Origin of the sequence: Burkholderia sp. RF2-non_BP3, assembly GCF_001522185.1 — a bacterium.
Lineage (GTDB): Bacteria > Pseudomonadota > Gammaproteobacteria > Burkholderiales > Burkholderiaceae > Burkholderia > Burkholderia diffusa.
Map to the genome: position 1 here is coordinate 124,601 of NZ_LOSU01000076.1, position 15,634 is coordinate 140,234.

The 15,634-nt window shown below is 66.6% G+C and carries 16 protein-coding genes; 7 read left to right on the plus strand and 9 right to left on the minus strand.

Annotation, left to right across the window (positions count from 1 at the left end; all coding sequences use genetic code 11):
- Nucleotides 1–2: 2 nt before the first annotated feature.
- On the minus strand, nucleotides 3–362 hold the full coding sequence (locus WS45_RS32415) for a c-type cytochrome (RefSeq protein ID WP_011885616.1): 360 nt from the start codon (nucleotides 360–362) through the stop codon (nucleotides 3–5).
- 244 nt (nucleotides 363–606) lie between these two features.
- Between WS45_RS32415 and WS45_RS32420 the strand changes: the two genes are divergently transcribed.
- From WS45_RS32420 to WS45_RS32440, 5 genes are all read left to right on the plus strand, one after another.
- A complete protein-coding gene (locus tag WS45_RS32420; protein ID WP_059527339.1) occupies nucleotides 607–1,449 on the plus strand; it encodes an AAA family ATPase in 843 nt (280 codons plus the stop codon).
- A gap of 21 nt (nucleotides 1,450–1,470) precedes the next feature.
- Nucleotides 1,471–2,646 carry a vWA domain-containing protein gene (locus WS45_RS32425; protein ID WP_059527344.1) on the plus strand — a complete coding sequence of 392 codons (1,176 nt, stop codon included), beginning with the start codon at nucleotides 1,471–1,473 and terminating at the stop codon, nucleotides 2,644–2,646.
- Between the two features lie 56 nt (nucleotides 2,647–2,702).
- Entirely contained in the window at nucleotides 2,703–3,914 is a 1,212-nt protein-coding gene (locus WS45_RS32430; RefSeq protein ID WP_059703444.1) for a benzoate/H(+) symporter BenE family transporter, read from the plus strand.
- Between the two features lie 168 nt (nucleotides 3,915–4,082).
- Nucleotides 4,083–5,036, plus strand: coding sequence for a transaldolase (tal, locus tag WS45_RS32435; RefSeq protein WP_059689424.1), 954 nt, complete (start codon nucleotides 4,083–4,085; stop codon nucleotides 5,034–5,036).
- A 246-nt stretch (nucleotides 5,037–5,282) separates the two neighbouring features.
- Entirely contained in the window at nucleotides 5,283–5,735 is a 453-nt protein-coding gene (locus WS45_RS32440) for a VOC family protein (RefSeq protein ID WP_059527353.1), read from the plus strand.
- A 53-nt stretch (nucleotides 5,736–5,788) separates the two neighbouring features.
- On the opposite strand, the gene WS45_RS32445 is transcribed toward WS45_RS32440, so the two are convergent.
- From WS45_RS32445 to WS45_RS32460, 4 genes are all read right to left on the minus strand, one after another.
- Nucleotides 5,789–6,301, minus strand: a complete 513-nt coding sequence (locus WS45_RS32445) for a hypothetical protein (protein ID WP_156437357.1) — start codon at nucleotides 6,299–6,301, stop codon at nucleotides 5,789–5,791.
- Between the two features lie 430 nt (nucleotides 6,302–6,731).
- On the minus strand, nucleotides 6,732–8,282 hold the full coding sequence (gene mctP, locus WS45_RS32450; RefSeq protein ID WP_059527358.1) for a monocarboxylate uptake permease MctP: 1,551 nt from the start codon (nucleotides 8,280–8,282) through the stop codon (nucleotides 6,732–6,734).
- Complete coding sequence (locus WS45_RS32455) at nucleotides 8,279–8,521, minus strand: DUF3311 domain-containing protein (protein ID WP_059703448.1); 243 nt, start codon at nucleotides 8,519–8,521, stop codon at nucleotides 8,279–8,281. The genes mctP and WS45_RS32455 overlap by 4 nt, the downstream gene beginning before the upstream one ends.
- 199 nt (nucleotides 8,522–8,720) lie before the next feature.
- Nucleotides 8,721–9,638 (minus strand): hypothetical protein, encoded by a 918-nt coding sequence (locus WS45_RS32460; RefSeq protein ID WP_059689427.1) that lies wholly within the window; start codon nucleotides 9,636–9,638, stop codon nucleotides 8,721–8,723.
- A gap of 142 nt (nucleotides 9,639–9,780) precedes the next feature.
- Between WS45_RS32460 and WS45_RS32465 the strand changes: the two genes are divergently transcribed.
- The gene (locus WS45_RS32465; protein ID WP_059689428.1) at nucleotides 9,781–10,035 is read left to right on the plus strand and encodes a hypothetical protein; all 255 of its coding nucleotides are present in this window, start codon (nucleotides 9,781–9,783) and stop codon (nucleotides 10,033–10,035) included.
- 37 nt (nucleotides 10,036–10,072) lie between these two features.
- On the opposite strand, the gene WS45_RS32470 is transcribed toward WS45_RS32465, so the two are convergent.
- The 4 genes from WS45_RS32470 to WS45_RS32485 form a co-directional block, all read right to left on the minus strand.
- Entirely contained in the window at nucleotides 10,073–10,549 is a 477-nt protein-coding gene (locus WS45_RS32470; protein WP_059689429.1) for a DNA-deoxyinosine glycosylase, read from the minus strand.
- On the minus strand, nucleotides 10,549–11,145 hold the full coding sequence (locus WS45_RS32475; protein WP_059689448.1) for a chorismate--pyruvate lyase family protein: 597 nt from the start codon (nucleotides 11,143–11,145) through the stop codon (nucleotides 10,549–10,551). The genes WS45_RS32470 and WS45_RS32475 overlap by 1 nt, the downstream gene beginning before the upstream one ends.
- 8 nt (nucleotides 11,146–11,153) lie before the next feature.
- Nucleotides 11,154–13,052: a molecular chaperone HtpG gene (gene htpG, locus WS45_RS32480; RefSeq protein WP_059689430.1), complete on the minus strand. Its 1,899-nt coding sequence runs from the start codon at nucleotides 13,050–13,052 to the stop codon at nucleotides 11,154–11,156.
- A 158-nt stretch (nucleotides 13,053–13,210) separates the two neighbouring features.
- A complete protein-coding gene (locus WS45_RS32485; protein ID WP_059703499.1) occupies nucleotides 13,211–14,671 on the minus strand; it encodes an aminotransferase-like domain-containing protein in 1,461 nt (486 codons plus the stop codon).
- Between the two features lie 230 nt (nucleotides 14,672–14,901).
- Between WS45_RS32485 and WS45_RS32490 the strand changes: the two genes are divergently transcribed.
- Complete coding sequence (locus WS45_RS32490) at nucleotides 14,902–15,594, plus strand: VOC family protein (protein ID WP_059703449.1); 693 nt, start codon at nucleotides 14,902–14,904, stop codon at nucleotides 15,592–15,594.
- The last annotated feature ends 40 nt before the right edge of the window (nucleotides 15,595–15,634 follow it).

Consider the following 15,634-nt stretch of genomic DNA (forward strand, 5'->3'; position numbering starts at 1 on the left):
CTTTACTTGTAGGGATTGTCCTTCGTGTCGGCCTTCTGGGCGGCGTAGTAGGCCGCCAGATCCGCGATGTCCTGGTCCGTCAGCGAACCGGCGATCGCGTTCATCGACGGGAAATGACGATCCTTCTTGCGGTAGGCCTTCAGCGCGTTCTCGAGGTATTGCTGGTTCTGGCCGCCGAGGACCGGCACCCGGTAGACCTCCGGGTATGCCGCGCGGTAATCCTGGATGCCGTGGCAACCGATGCACATGGCGGCCTTGCTCGCCCCGTCCTTCGGGTTGCCGACCACACCGGCCGCCTGCGCGCTGCCCGCGAGCGCCACGAGCGCTGCGACAACGACGTGTTTGCCGACGAATTTGTTCATAGCTCTTGTAACCTAGCTTGAGGGGAAACTGGCGCCGAAGCGGCAACGGCCCGCGCCGTTTTGCTTGTCGGTCGCCACGCAGGCCAAAAAAAACGGCCAGATTGTACCGCGTCGGCGGGGAATGCGTCCATACGGCGCCCCGGCCCGCCCCGCCGCAGCCCCGCAACGATACGCGGCCCCGGGCCAACCGGACAGCCCTTCTGACTTATACTGGGTTTTTTTGCGACCAGGAAAGAGCGCCGCCATGCGTTTCGAAGGATCCTCGCACTACGTCGCCACCGACGACCTGAAGCTCGCGGTCAACGCCGCGCTGACGCTGCAACGGCCGCTGCTGATCAAGGGCGAGCCCGGCACCGGCAAGACCATGCTCGCCGAGGAAGTGGCGGCCGCGCTCGACATGCCGCTGTTGCAGTGGCACATCAAGTCGACGACGAAGGCGCAGCAGGGTCTGTACGAATACGACGCGGTATCGCGGCTGCGCGACTCGCAGCTCGGCGACGAGCGCGTGAAGGACATCTCGAACTACATCGTGAAGGGCGTGCTGTGGCAGGCGTTCGACGCCGAGCACCCGAGCGTGCTGCTGATCGACGAGATCGACAAGGCCGACATCGAATTCCCGAACGACCTGCTGCGCGAGCTCGACCGGATGGAATTCCACGTGTACGAGACGCGCGAGACGGTACGCGCGAAGCACCGCCCGCTCGTGATCATCACGTCGAACAACGAGAAGGAACTGCCCGACGCGTTCCTGCGCCGCTGCTTCTTCCACTACATCCAATTTCCCGATCCGTCGACGATGCAGCAGATCGTCGCGGTCCACTTCCCGCACATCCGCGAGGAGCTGCTGCGCGCGGCGCTCGAGAGCTTCTTCGAGTTGCGCGCCGTGTCCGGGCTGAAGAAGAAGCCGTCGACGTCCGAACTGCTCGACTGGCTGAAGCTGCTGCTCGCCGAGAACATCCCGGCCGACGCGCTGCGCGGCGCCGACGCGAAGCAGATCGTGCCGCCGCTCGCGGGCGCGCTGCTGAAGAACGAGCAGGATCTGAGCCTGCTCGAGCGGCTCGTCTACATGAACCGGCACAACCGGTAACCCACCCGCGAAGGCCCGGCCATGCTGCTCAATTTCTTCTACGCGCTGCGCGCAGCCAAGCTGCCCGTCTCGGTGAAGGAATACCTGACGCTGCTCGAATCGCTGAAGGCCGGGCTGATCTCGCCGTCGATCGACGCGTTCTACTTCCTCGCACGGATGACGCTCGTCAAGGACGAGCAGTACTTCGACAAGTTCGACCAGGCGTTCGGCGCGTATTTCCATGGCGTGTCCGCGTTGCCGTCCGAAGCGTTCGACATTCCGCTCGACTGGCTCGAGAAGCGTCTCGAGCGCGAGCTGTCGCCGGAGGAAAAGGCGCAGATCGAAGCGATGGGCGGCCTCGACAAGCTGATGGAGCGCCTGAAGGAACTGCTCGACGAGCAGAAGGAACGCCACGAAGGCGGCAACAAGTGGATCGGCACCGGCGGCACGTCGCCGTTCGGGCACGGCGGCTACAACCCCGAAGGCGTGCGCATCGGCGGCCCGTCGAACGGCAACCGCACCGCGGTCAAGGTGTGGGAGGCGCGCGCCTACCGCGACTACGACGATTCGGTCGAGATCGGCACGCGCAACATCAAGGTCGCGTTGCGGCGCCTGCGCCGCTTCGCGCGCGAAGGCGCGGCCGAGGAACTCGACCTGCCCGGCACGATCCGCAGCACGGCCGCGAACGCCGGCTGGCTCGACTTGCGGATGGTGCCCGAGCGCCACAACAACGTGAAGGTGCTGATGCTGCTCGACGTCGGTGGCTCGATGGACGATCACATCAAGCGCACCGAAGAGCTGTTCTCGGCCGCGAAGGCCGAATTCAAGCACCTGGAGTTCTACTACTTCCACAACTGCGTGTACGACCACCTGTGGAAGAACAACCGCCGCCGCCACTCGGAGCGCACCGCGACGTGGGACGTGCTGCACAAGTTCACGCCCGATTACAAGCTGATCTTCGTCGGCGACGCGACGATGAGCCCGTACGAGGTGCTTCAGCCCGGCGGCTCGGTCGAATACAACAACCCGGAAGCCGGCGCCGTCTGGCTGCGCCGCCTCGCGGACCAGTTCCCCCACCATGCCTGGCTGAACCCCGAGCCCGAGCGGCTATGGGAGTACCGGCAATCGGTCGCGGTGATCCGCGATCTGCTCGGTCAACGCATGTATCCGCTCACGCTCGCGGGCCTCGAAACCGCGATGCGCGCACTCAGCAAATAACGAACCCGCCCTGTAGACACGAAGGCCGCGTCCAGGCGGCCTCCCCCGGAGATAGCATGAACCCTTCGCCCACCGCGAGCGCTGGCCGCGCCGGCGGCCGCCGCTTTTTCGCCGATACGTCCGTCTCGACGCTCGTCGCCGGCTTCGTCGCGATGATGACGGGCTACACGAGCTCGCTCGTGCTGATGTTCCAGGCCGGTCGCGCCGCGCACCTGACCGACGCGCAGATCTCGTCATGGATCTGGGCGCTGTCGATCGGCATGGCGCTGACGACGATCGGCCTGTCGCTGCGCTTTCGCGCGCCCGTCGTGGTCGCCTGGTCGACGCCCGGCGCCGCGCTGCTGATCGCGTCGCTGCCCGGCGTGCCCTACGCCGAGGCGATCGGCGCGTTCGTCGTGTGCGCGCTGCTGCTGACCGCGATCGGCCTGAGCGGGCTGTTCGACACGCTGATGCGGCGCATTCCGGCCGGCATCGCGGCCGCCTTGCTCGCCGGCATCCTGTTCGAGATCGGCATCGAGATCTTCCGCGCCGCGCAGTTCCAGACCGCGCTCGTGCTCGCGATGTTCTTCACCTACCTGATCGTCAAGCGGCTCGCGCCGCGCTACGCGATCGTCACGACGCTGATCGTCGGCACCGCCGTGGCCGGCGGCCTCGGCCTGCTCGACTTCAGCCGCTTCCATATCGCCCTCGCGCAGCCCGTGTTCACGATGCCCGCGTTCTCGATCGCATCGATCGTCAGCATCGGCATTCCGCTGTTCGTGGTCGCGATGGCGTCGCAGAACGTGCCGGGCATCGCGGTGCTGCGCGCGGACGGCTATTCGACGCCGTCGTCTCCGCTGATCGCGACCACCGGCCTCGCATCGCTGCTGCTCGCGCCGTTCGGCTCGCACGGCGTGAACCTCGCGGCGATCACCGCCGCGATCTGCACGGGCCCCGAAGCGCACGAGGATCACGCGAAGCGCTACACGGCCGCCGTGTGGTGCGGCACGTTCTACCTGATCGCCGGGATCTTCGGCGCAACCATCGCCGCGCTGTTCGCGGCGCTGCCGAAGGCGCTCGTCGTGTCGGTCGCCGCGCTCGCGCTGTTCGGCTCGATCATGAGCGGGCTCGCAAACGCGATGCAGGACGTGAAGCAGCGCGAAGCCGCGCTCGTCACGTTCATGGTCACCGCGTCGGGCCTCACGCTGCTGTCGATCGGCTCGGCGTTCTGGGGGCTCGTCGCGGGGATCGTCACGCAGGTGATCCTGAACGCGCGGCGCCCCGCATAGCGCCGCATGGCGCGGGCCCGCACCGCAAACGGCACGCCGAAACGTGCGCGACGCGATTCGGGCCTAGAATAGTGGACCGGAGGCGGCGCCCGGCGCCGCCTCGCTTCGCTGCCGCGCTCGCGCGGCCCGTGAGAACCCCGGCGCCTTGCGCCCTCCTCCCGAATCGCCATGACTACCGCACTCGACCAGCTGAAGCAGTACACGACCGTCGTCGCCGACACGGGCGATTTCCAGCAGCTTGCGCAATACAAGCCGCAGGACGCGACCACGAACCCATCGCTGATCCTGAAGGCCGTCCAGAAGGACGCATACAAGCCGATCCTCGAGAAAACCGTCCGCGATCACCGCGACGAAAGCACCGATTTCATCATCGACCGCCTGCTGATCGCATTCGGCACCGAGATCCTGAAACTGATCCCGGGCCGCGTGTCGACCGAGGTCGATGCACGCCTGTCGTTCGACACGCAGCGTTCGATCGACAAGGGCCGCGAGCTCATCAAGCTGTACGAAGCCGCCGGCATCGGCCGCGAGCGCATCCTGATCAAGCTCGCGTCGACGTGGGAAGGCATTCGCGCGGCCGAGGTGCTGCAGAAGGAAGGGATCAAGTGCAACATGACCCTGCTTTTCTCGCTGGTCCAGGCCGCCGCATGCGCGGAAGCCGGCGCGCAACTGATTTCGCCGTTCGTCGGCCGCATCTACGACTGGTACAAGAAGCAGGCCGGCGCCGACTGGGATGAAGCGAAGAACGGCGGTGCGAACGATCCGGGCGTGCAGTCTGTGCGACGCATCTACACGTACTACAAGACGTTCGGCTACAACACCGAAGTGATGGGCGCGAGCTTCCGCACGACGAGCCAGATCACCGAGCTCGCGGGCTGCGACCTGCTGACGATCAGCCCCGATTTGCTGCAGAAGCTGCAGGACAGCAACGACACGGTGGCACGCAAGCTGTCGCCGGACGCGCTGCTGGACAAGCCGACCGAGCGCGTCGCCATCGACGAGGCATCGTTCCGCTTCCAGTTGAACGACGAAGCGATGGCAACGGAAAAACTGGCCGAAGGCATCCGCGTGTTCGCCGCCGACGCGGTGAAGCTCGAGAAGCTGATCGATGCGCTGCGCTGAACCGCGCTGCACGTGACGGCTGTCAGTTGAACTGTCAGCAAGCCTGACAACAGCCGTCAGCAAGCGTGGCAAACGGCCGCGAACTGCGTGTTCGCGGCCGTTTTTATTTTTCATTCCATCGTCAAGCGCGCGCACTACAATCCACGTCACGAGTGGGCCGGCCGCATCCCGGCGTGCTCTTCCCGGTCAATCTTGGAAGTACCCGGGCCGGCACCGACACGCCGGGCCGGTCAACAGGAGACAACGATGCAAGTCCAACCGTATCTGACGTTCTACGGCCGCGCGGAAGAGGCCCTTCAGTTCTACGAAAAGGCGCTCGGCGCGAAGACGATGTTCAAGATGCACTTCAAGGACGCGCCGCCGAATCCCGACTACCCGATGTCGCCGGAGATGAGCGACAAGGTGATGCATGCGAGCTTCACGATCGGCGACTCGATGATCATGTGCTCGGACGGCGACTGCAGCCAGCCGGGCGGCACGCATTCGGGTTATTCGCTGTCGCTGAACCCGGCGACGGTCGAGGAAGGTCAGAAGCTGTTCAATGCGCTCGCCGACGGCGGCGAAGTGACGATGCCGTTCGGCAAGACGTTCTGGGCGCTCGGCTTCGGGATGGCGAAGGATCGTTTCGGCGTGCACTGGATGGTCAACGTCGAAGACCTCTCGCAACGCGAGGATCTCGCGAAACGCGCGGGACAGTAACGCACCCGCGCCGCCCGGACCGCCGCGCAAGCGCCGGGATCCGGGCGGCCTCGCTACTTGCGCAGCACTTCCGCCAGCGCCCGCTCCAGCGTGCCGTTCGAATGGCACGCGACGCGCGCGCTCTTCTGCTTGCCGGCCGCGACCACGCTGGCCGTGCCCGCGACGTCGATCGACACGGTCACGCCTTGCGTGGCGTCGTCGATGCGCGTCACGACCTTCAGCGTATGCGTGACGTTCGACGTCTGCTTCAGCGCGGAGCAATCCAGGAAATTGCCCGCGTTCGGATAATCGGCATAGGCGGCGGCAAGAAGGCCCGCGTCGCGATCGCTGACGCGCACGGCAAGCTTGTGGTCCGCATAGAACTGCGCGACGGCCGTCCATACTTCGTCGTACTTGCGATTGCCGATCACGATGCCCGACGCATCGTCGGCGCCGTGCGCGCGGTCGGACGTATCCTGCTGCTCCGACGGCGCATCGCGCGCCGCGTACCGCTGTCCAGGACCGTAGACTGAAATGCAGCCGGCGAGCATCGCGCATAACATCGCGGCCGGCAAGATCGTTTTCATCGGGCCCACCATCACCGGTAATACATGTTCGCGCAGCCGGCGAGCAGGATCGGGGCGACGAGCACCCACATCAACAGGACTCTCATCGTTGGCCTCACCGGTAGTACGCGTTCACACAACCGGCAAGCGTGGCGCACCACAGGCCGAGCACCAGCAACCCCATCTTCATCATTGCATCCCTCATGTAGTCGAATCGTGTCGAGATCGAATCACCCGGCGTGGGCCGGGCGGGACGCAATATTGACAATCGGCAAGCGCCTCTTCCAATCGGTCATACACCGATTTTCACCGCGGCGCGGTCATCCTAGAATCGCTTGGAGATCAACGAGAACGGAAGCACGGCCGCACGGGGCGTTCGCGGCGGACCATGCAAAACGCCCGCGATTTGCGTCGCGGGCGCCGTGTCGAAACTGCAACAGCTCGGGTGCGTTCAGCTCTCGACGACGTCGAGGTAATCCTCCGGCCGCGTGCGGTCCTCCGCATGCGCCATGCCCATCGCGCGCACCAGCACGCTGACCACCACCGACACCACGAGGTTCACGACCAGCGACCACACGGCCGCATAGCCGGGGATCGCGAGGCCGAACAGGTGGATCGTGAAGATCGAGCTCGCAAGCTTCAGCGACACCGCCATCCACGTGCCGCACACGATGCCTGCCGCCCAGCCGGCCAGCAGGCCGCGGTGGTCGAGCAGCCGCGTGTACAGGCCGAGCACGATCGCGGGCAGCGTCTGGATGATCCAGATCCCGCCGAGCAGCTGCAGCTGGATCGCATAGGTCAGCGGCAGCCCGAGGATGAACGCCACCGCGCCGACCTTCACGATCAGCGACACGAGCTTCGCGACGTGCGTCTCCTGGTCGTGCGTCATGTTGCGGTTCACGAACTCGCGGTGGATGTTGCGCGTGTACAGGTTCGCGGCCGCGATCGACATGATCGCCGCCGGCACCAGCGCGCCGATGCCGATCGCCGCGAACGCGACGCCGACGAACCACGACGGGAAATACTCGAGGAACAGCGCGGGCACCGCGAAGTTCGGGCCGAACGCCTTGAAGTACGGCGCGTACTGCGGCATGTCCTTCACGCCCGCGGCGAGCGCCATGTAGCCGAGCAGCGCGAGCAGGCCGAGCACGAACGAGTACGCGGGCAGCATCGCCATGTTGCGGCGGATCGAGTTGCCCGACGCCGACGACAGGATCGCCGTAACCGAGTGCGGATACAGGAACAGCGCGAGCGCGGAACCGATCGCGAGTGTCGCGTAAGCGCTGTAGCCGTTCAGGCTCGCCGCGTCGGGCGCCTTCAGCAGCAGCTTCGCCGGCGGCACCGACGCGAAGATATGGCCGAAGCCGCCGAGCTTCGCCGGGATCACGATGACCGCCGCGGCAATCGTGATGTAGATCAGGATGTCCTTCACGATCGCGATCATCGCGGGCGCGCGCAGCCCCGACGTGTACGTGTATGCGGCGAGAATCGCGAACGCGATGATGAGCGGCAGATCGCCGATGAAGCCGGTCGTGTCGAAACCGAGCGCGCCGATCACGACTTCGATGCCGACGAGCTGCAGCGCGATGTACGGCATCGTCGCGAGGATGCCCGTCACCGCGATCGCGAGCGCGAGCATCCGGCTGCCGTAGCGCGCGTTGACGAAGTCGGCGGCCGTCACGTAGCCGTGCCGCTTCGCGATGCTCCACAGCTTCGGAAACACGACGAACGCGAACGGGTAGATCAGGATCGTGTACGGCAACGCGAAGAAGCCCATCGCGCCGGCGCCGAACACGAGCGCGGGCACCGCGACGAACGTATAGGCCGTGTAAAGGTCGCCGCCGAGCAGGAACCACGTGACGATCGTGCCGAAGCGGCGTCCGCCGAGGCCCCATTCGTCGAGGTGGGCGAGATCGCCGCGCCGCCAGTTCGCGGCCAGGAAGCCGATGATCGTGACGCCGATGAAGAGCAGGACGAAGACGAAGGTTGCGCCGAGGTTCATCGCGCACCTCCTTGCGGGCCGCTCGCCTTCCACGCGTTCTTGGTCTTGAAATACACGAACGCGGTGATCACCGCGCTAATGAACACCCACAGCAACTGATACCAGTAGAAAAACGGAAAACCCAACCATTGCGGTTCGATCCTGCTGTACGACGGCACCCAGACCATCGCGATCAGCGGCAGCACCAGCAGCCAGAGCCAGCGCTTGGCGGCCCGATTGGCGTCGGCATCGTGAGCCATGACGTCTCCTCATCTTTCCCGGTTATCGATCTTGTCAAGCGGGTACGGCGGCGAGAGGAGGGGCAAAACGGGTAAGCTGCGGCTCCCCTGGCTTCGCGCCAGTATAGGAGCCGCGAGCGAGCGGTCAAGCAGGGGCGAACCCGAGGTGATCCGCCCCCAGTCAGGCTGGTTGCACCGGCATGCGACCGGTGCATGAGCGTCAGATCGCGAACGAGGATTCGCGTGCGCCGATCGTTTCTTTCAAAGCTTTCACCCACTTGCGCGCGGGCAGCTTCAGCGTGTCCTCGATCAGCTTCGCGCGGGCCTCCAGCTGCGCGAACGACACGTCGAGCGCAGGGCCCGAGAACGCGATCGCGATCCGGTTGCCGTCGTGCACTTCCGGCAGCGCGATCACGCGATGGTCGAACGCCGCGTTCAGATGCTTCATGTTGCGCACGAAGCTCGGATGGTCGCCGAACAGGTTGATCGTCGCGATGCCCGCGTCGGCGAGGCAGCCGCGCACCGCGCGGTAGAACGCGACGCTGTCGAGCACCGGACCGCGCGCGGTCGCGTCGTACAGGTCGATCTGCAGCGCGCCCGTCGTGCCGCGGTTGGCCGGATCGTTGACGAAATCCCATGCGTCGGCTTCGTGCACGACGAGGCGTGCGTCATCGGGCGGCAGCGCGAACATCGTGCGCGCCGCGACGATCACGGCCGGGTTCAGTTCGACGGCCTCGACCTTCGCGTGCGGCAGGAAGCGATGCGAGAACTTGGTCAGCGCGCCGGTGCCGAGCCCGAGCTGGACGATCCGCTCGGGCGTTTCGAGGAACAGCAGCCACGCCATCATCTGCTGCGCGTATTCGAGCTCGATGTGCAGCGGCTTCGAGATCCGCATCGCACCCTGCACCCATTCGGTACCGAAGTGCAGGAAGCGCACGCCGCGCTCTTCGGAGAACGTGACGGGCGCGAAGCGCGGCTTGCGCGGCGCCTCGAGGACGGGCACGTCGTCGTGTTCGTCGATCTCCGGACGGCGTTTCACGCGCGCCGGCTGGAGTTTGTCGGAGCCGTTGTAGGCGGCCGGCTTGCGTTGCTTGAACGCGCGCGCCTCGGCGGACGCGCGCTTGATCAGTCGGGTCATGATTGAATCTCGCTGGGTGACGCTGGATGAGCGGACGAGAGGATAGCATTGGTGGGGGATGGCGGCCGTGCCGCCCACCCTGCCCTGCGTGACTTCGAAGCCGGTTGGCGCTACGCTGCGCTCGGTGATCGAAGGAGAACGCATGAACCCGAACGGCAAAAGGATCTGGTTTCCGGCGAAGCGCTACGGATGGGGATGGGGGTTGCCGATTGCCTGGCAAGGCTGGGTCGTACTGCTGCTGTTCGCGATCGGGATCATCGCGAGCGCGTGGCTGGTGCCGCCGCACCGGTCGCCGATCGCATACGCTGCATGCATCGCGGTGTTGGTCGCGCTGTTGACCGCCGTTTGCTGGATCAAGGGCGAAAAGCCCAGGTGGAGATGGGGCAAGGACGACTGAGCGCCGCGGCGACGGCCGCGCGCGATCCGGATCGATGTCAGGCGAGAATCGCCCGCCACTGCACCAGCTTCTGCTCGAACGACAGCATCGCATTCGCCGGACTCGACGACGGCAGCACCAGCGTGTCGTACCCGGCCTGGCCGATCACGTCGGCAAACCGCCCTGCCGTCTTGCCGTTGAAACACACTTTCTTCAGCAACGGCGCATGCGCGCGCAACGACGCGAAGTCGTTCGGCTTCGCATTCCGGATCGCAGAATCGAGACTGCCTTGCCGGTGGCAGGCGTCGAGGACGTCCCAGATGCCGATGCCGTGCGAAAGCACGCGCTCGAGCCGCGCGTCGTACGCAAGCTCGTGCAGCCCCGGCTCGCCGAGCACCGCCCCGAGCAACCGCCAGAACTGGTTGCGCGGATGCGCGTAGTACTGCGCGGCATCGAGCGACGCCTCGCCCGGAAAGCTGCCGAGAATCATCGTGTGCGTATGCGGCCCGACGACCGGCGGAAAGCCCTGCAGCATCACGCCGCTCCGCGCGGCCCGGCGGATCGCGGCCCGTCGCCGTGCGCATCGAGATGGCGCCACAGCGCGGGCAGCATGCATTCGGTGACCATCAACGGCTTGCCGTGCCGCTGGAACACCGAGCGCCGCGCGGCGAACGCATGTGGCGCCCGCGCGCCCTGCAACGCATGGCTCGCGAGCGCATACAGCGGATGACCGGCGATCACGCGCCGGCTGACGAGCGTGGAGCGCTCCACCTGCGGATCGCTGTACAGCAGCTCCGCGAGCGGCCGCGTGCGCAACCGCCGCATTGCCTGCCAGACACCCTTGCTGGCCGCGAGCGGCGCGATGCTGTGCGCGGCGACGTACGGCATGCCGTCGACCGACAGGATCACCTCGCGCACCCACATCGGCGCGCGCGGCGCACTGTCGAGCGCGTCCGGTTCGTCGAACCACGGACAGTCGACGGCCTCGCGCGTCACGCGCACGCTCACGCTGCCGAGGCGCGCCAGATGCGCGGTCAGCGAACCGCCGCGCGTCAGCCAGTCGCGCTGATCGAGCGTGCAGCCGGGCCGGGGCGTTTCGCGCCAGCCCGCCCGTGCGCCGTCGAATCGCATCCGCGCGTTCACGCGGTGCGCGACAGCAGCAGCGCGTTGGTCCGCTTCACGAAGCTCGCCGGATCGTCGAGCATCCCGCCTTCGGCCAGCAACGCCTGGTCGAACAGCAGGTGGCACCAGTCGCCGAAATTGGCGCTGTCGGCGTTCAGCTGCTTCACGAGCGCGTGCTCCGGGTTGATCTCGAGGATCGGCTGCATCGCCGGCGCGTTCTGGCCGGCCGCCTTCAGCATCCGCTGCAGGTAGCCGCTCATGTCGTTGTCGTCCGCGACGAGGCACGACGGCGAATCGGTCAGGCGGAACGTGACGCGCACTTCCTTCACCTTGTCGCCGAGCGCTTCCTTCATCTTCTCGACGACCGGCTTGATCGCCTCGCCCGCCTGCTCCTGCGCCTTCTTTTCCTCGTCGTTCAGCTCGCCGAGGTCGAGATCGCCGCGGGCCACGCTCGCGAGCGGCTTGCCGTCGAATTCATGCAGGAACGACAGCATCCATTCGTCGACGCGATCGGTCAGCAGCAGCACCTCGACGCCCTTCTTGCGGAACACTTCCAGGTGCGGGCTGTTCTTCGCGGCCTGCCACGTATCGGCGGTCACGTAGTAGATCTTGCTCTGCTCGGGCTTCATGCGCGACACGTAGTCGGCGAGCGACACGTCCTGCGCGTCGGTGTCGCCGTGCGTCGATGCGAAGCGCAGCAGCTTCGCGATCCGCTCGCGGTTCGCGTGATCCTCGCCCAGACCTTCCTTCAGCACCTGGCCGAACGCGCTCCAGAACGTCTTGTACTTTTCCTTGCCGGCGTCCTCTTCCGCGTTCGCGAGTTCCTCGAGCATCGACAGCGCGCGCTTGGTCACGCCTTCGCGGATCGCCTTCACGTCGCGGCTTTCCTGCAGGATTTCACGCGACACGTTCAGCGGCAGGTCGGCCGAATCGACGACGCCCTTCACGAAGCGCAGGTATTGCGGCAGCAGCTGCTCGGCGTCGTCCATGATGAACACGCGCTTCACGTACAGCTTCAGGCCGCCGCGGTAATCGCGGTTCCAGAGGTCGAACGGCGCGTGCGCCGGCACGAACAGCAGCTGCGTGTATTCGCTGCGGCCCTCGACGCGGTTGTGCGTCCACGTGAGCGGATCCTGGTGATCGTGCGCGATGTGCTGGTAGAACTGCGTGTACTGCTCGTCGCTGACGTCGCTCTTCGAACGCGTCCAGAGCGCGCTCGCCTGGTTGACGGTTTCGTCCTCGTCCTTCAGGACCATCTCGCCCTTTTCCTGATCCCACTCTTCCTTCTGCATCAGGATCGGCAGCGCGATGTGGTCGGAGTACTTCTGGATGATCGACTTCAGGCGGTGCGACGACAGCAGCTCGTCCTCGCCTTCGCGCAGATGCAGCGTGATCGTCGTGCCGCGCTGCGCGCGCTCGATCGCGTCGATTGTGAAATCGCCCTCGCCCGCGCTTTCCCAGCGCACGGCTTCGTTCGCCGGCAGGCCGGCGCGGCGCGTCTCGACGGTGATCCTGTCTGCGACGATGAAGCCCGAGTAGAAGCCCACGCCGAACTGGCCGATCAGCGCCGCGTCCTTCTGCTGGTCGCCGGACAGCTTCGTGAAGAATTCCTTGGTGCCCGAACGCGCGATCGTGCCGAGGTTCGCGATCGCCTCGTCGCGGCTCATGCCGATGCCGTTGTCCTCGATCGTGATCGTGCGTGCGGCCTTGTCGAAGCCGATGCGGATGCGCAGATTCGGATCGTTCTCGTACAGCGCGTTGTCCGCGAGCGCTTCGAAACGCAGCTTGTCGGCCGCGTCGGACGCGTTCGACACCAGTTCGCGCAGGAAGATTTCCTTGTTGCTGTAGAGCGAATGAATCATCAGGTGGAGGAGTTGCTTGACCTCTGCCTGAAAGCTCATCGTTTCGTGTGCCATGGATGCTGTTTCCTCTTACATGAACTTGAATGGTGTGGCGCGGGCGCCCGGCGCGCGATGCCGGCGGGCCCGTCAAGGACGACCGCCTGGCGCAAGCGGTTCGCGCGGGTATCTGGGGACGGGCGACCGGATTTCAAGGGGCGGTGCGCCGCCCGCCGTCACGACGCGCGCCGCGCCGCCGCTTCGATATAGCGCGCGAGAAACCCCGGCAGTGCCGGATCGCCGCAGTTCGCGACGTTGAAGCGCGTCCATGTCGACGACGACTGCTGCGGCGAGAACAGGCTTCCCGGCGTCAGCAGGAACCCTTCCTCGTGCGCGGCGGCCGCGAGCGCGTCCGAATCGACGCCCGTGTCGGCCCACAGGAACATCCCCGCCGCCGGCATCGTGAAGAGCCGCAGCCCGGTACGCTCGAGCATCCGCGCGGTCTTGTCGCGCACGCCGTCGAGCCGCGCGCGCAGCCGCTCGACGTGTCGCCGGTAATGCCCTTCGGTCAGGATCTTGTACAACACGCGCTCGTTGAGCTCGGGCGTCGTCATCCCGACCAGCATCTTCTGGTCGGTGACCGCCTTCGCGATCTCCGGCGCGCAGGCGACATAGCCGACCCGCAAATTCGCCGCGAGCGTCTTCGAATAGCTGCCCAGGTAGATCACGCGCTTCAGCTGGTCGAGACTCGCGAGTCGCGTGGCCGGATAGCTCGGTGGGCACAGGTCGCCGTACACGTCGTCCTCGACCACGAGGAAGTCGTACGCCTCGGCAAGCTTCAGTATCCGGAACGCCTGCGCGGCGGACAGCGACGTGCCGGTCGGATTCTGCAACACCGAATTGATCACGAGCATCCTGGGCCGCCACATCTGCACGAGCGTTTCCAGCGCGTCGAGATCGGGGCCGTCGGGCGTATAGGGCATGCCGACCAGTTGCGCGCCCTGCGACGCGAAGCGGCCGAACATCTGGAACCACGCGGGATCGCCGACGATCACCGCATCGCCGGGCCGCACGTAGATCCGCGAGATCAGGTCGATCGCCTGCGTGATGCCCGACACCAGCACGAGCTGCTCGGGCTTCGCGCCGATCTCGACTTCCGCGAGCCGCGTCTGCAATTGCTGGCGCAGCGGCAGGAAGCCCTGCGCGGTGCCGAAACCGAGCATCTGCGCGCCGGACTGGCGCCCGAGCGCGCGCAGCGCGCCGGTGATCAGCTCGCCGTCGAGCCAGCGGCCCGGCAGGTAGCCGAGACCCGGCCCTTTTTCCGGGCTGACGGTATGCAGCATGTTGCGCAGCAGCCAGACGACGTCGATCGTGTTGTGCACGGGCGCGGCCTCGGCCACGCGCACCACGTTGTCGGCCGGCTGCGGGCCGGTGGCCGTGCGCTCGCGCACGTAGAAGCCCGAGCCGCGTCGCGAGTCGAGATAGCCCTGCGCGACGAGCCGTTCGTACGCTTCGACCACGGTAAAGCGCGACACGCTCTTGTCGAGCGCGAGCTTGCGGATCGACGGCATGCGCATGCCGGGCCGGAACACGCGTTCGTCGATGCGGCGCCGCGCCCACTGGACGAGCTGGTCGACGAGCGTGAGCGTGGCCGTATCGTGCGGCGCGGGAATCTGGGCGAGTGGGACGGTGGACATGAGCGGCGACTCCAACTGTACCGAAGGCTATCGCGCCGATTGTACCGTTACTGTGCCGGTGCCGACGATTACAGTTGACCGGAATGGCGATCGTGCGGCCGCCGTCGCGGCCTTGCCGCACGCGGCGCCGCACCGCCGGGCCCGTATCGCGGCCCGGGCACCGGCCGGTTCCGCAACCGCCCGGCGCATCGCCCGCCTACCATGACACTTTCGCTTCCCGACCGACGTTCATGCCAGCCCGCTCCCTGACCCTCGACCATCTCGTGATCGCCGCGCGCACGCTCGACGAAGGCGTGCGCCATGTCGCCGCGTCGCTCGGCATCGAACCGGCCGGCGGCGGCCGCCATCCGCTGATGCGCACCCATAACGCGCTGTTCGGCGCATGGGGCGGGCTGTACCTCGAAGTGATCGCGATCGATCCCGATGCGCCCGCCACGGGCGACGACGCCACGCCGCCGCGCGCGCGGCTGTTCGGCCTCGACGATCCGGCGATGCATGCCCGGCTCGCGCAGGGCCCGTTCCTCGCGCACTGGGTCGCACGCGTCGACCGCCCGCGCCAGCTCGCGATGTGGCAACGCCAGTACCCGGCGCGCATCGCGCCGGTCGTCGCGATGCGGCGCGGCGACCTGAGCTGGGGCCTCACGGTGCCCGACGACGGCGCGTTCCCCGCTTGGCAAGGCGCCGGCGACGGCCTCGTGCCATCGCTGATCCAGTGGGACAGCCCGCGCCATCCGGCCGAATCGCTGCCGAACGACGGCGTCGCACTGAAGGCGCTCAAGGGCGTCCACCCGCGTGCGGACGTCATCCGCGAGCAGCTCGACTGGCTCGGCGCGGGCCATCTGCTCGACCTCGACACCGGCGACGGCCCGCCGGGGCTCGTCGCCGAATTCGACACGCCGCAAGGCGCACGCACGCTGCGCTGAATGCCGCTGCCGCCCCTCGATTACACGAAGCCCGCAATAC

Excerpts from the sequence above, each read along its gene's own strand:
- WS45_RS32440 (WP_059527353.1), top strand. The coding sequence starts at position 5,283 with ATGCAAGTCCAACCGTATCTGACGTTCTACGGCCGCGCGGAAGAGGCC.
- WS45_RS32430 (WP_059703444.1), top strand. The coding sequence starts at position 2,703 with ATGAACCCTTCGCCCACCGCGAGCGCTGGCCGCGCCGGCGGCCGCCGC.
- WS45_RS32470 (WP_059689429.1), bottom strand. The coding sequence starts at position 10,549 with ATGCTGCAGGGCTTTCCGCCGGTCGTCGGGCCGCATACGCACACGATG.
- WS45_RS32490 (WP_059703449.1), top strand. The coding sequence starts at position 14,902 with ATGCCAGCCCGCTCCCTGACCCTCGACCATCTCGTGATCGCCGCGCGC.
- WS45_RS32455 (WP_059703448.1), bottom strand. The coding sequence starts at position 8,521 with ATGGCTCACGATGCCGACGCCAATCGGGCCGCCAAGCGCTGGCTCTGG.
- WS45_RS32460 (WP_059689427.1), bottom strand. The coding sequence starts at position 9,638 with ATGACCCGACTGATCAAGCGCGCGTCCGCCGAGGCGCGCGCGTTCAAG.
- htpG (WP_059689430.1), bottom strand. The coding sequence starts at position 13,052 with ATGGCACACGAAACGATGAGCTTTCAGGCAGAGGTCAAGCAACTCCTC.
- mctP (WP_059527358.1), bottom strand. The coding sequence starts at position 8,282 with ATGAACCTCGGCGCAACCTTCGTCTTCGTCCTGCTCTTCATCGGCGTC.
- WS45_RS32415 (WP_011885616.1), bottom strand. The coding sequence starts at position 362 with ATGAACAAATTCGTCGGCAAACACGTCGTTGTCGCAGCGCTCGTGGCG.
- WS45_RS32465 (WP_059689428.1), top strand. The coding sequence starts at position 9,781 with ATGAACCCGAACGGCAAAAGGATCTGGTTTCCGGCGAAGCGCTACGGA.
- WS45_RS32425 (WP_059527344.1), top strand. The coding sequence starts at position 1,471 with ATGCTGCTCAATTTCTTCTACGCGCTGCGCGCAGCCAAGCTGCCCGTC.
- WS45_RS32485 (WP_059703499.1), bottom strand. The coding sequence starts at position 14,671 with ATGTCCACCGTCCCACTCGCCCAGATTCCCGCGCCGCACGATACGGCC.
- WS45_RS32420 (WP_059527339.1), top strand. The coding sequence starts at position 607 with ATGCGTTTCGAAGGATCCTCGCACTACGTCGCCACCGACGACCTGAAG.
- WS45_RS32475 (WP_059689448.1), bottom strand. The coding sequence starts at position 11,145 with ATGCGATTCGACGGCGCACGGGCGGGCTGGCGCGAAACGCCCCGGCCC.
- WS45_RS32445 (WP_156437357.1), bottom strand. The coding sequence starts at position 6,301 with ATGAAAACGATCTTGCCGGCCGCGATGTTATGCGCGATGCTCGCCGGC.
- tal (WP_059689424.1), top strand. The coding sequence starts at position 4,083 with ATGACTACCGCACTCGACCAGCTGAAGCAGTACACGACCGTCGTCGCC.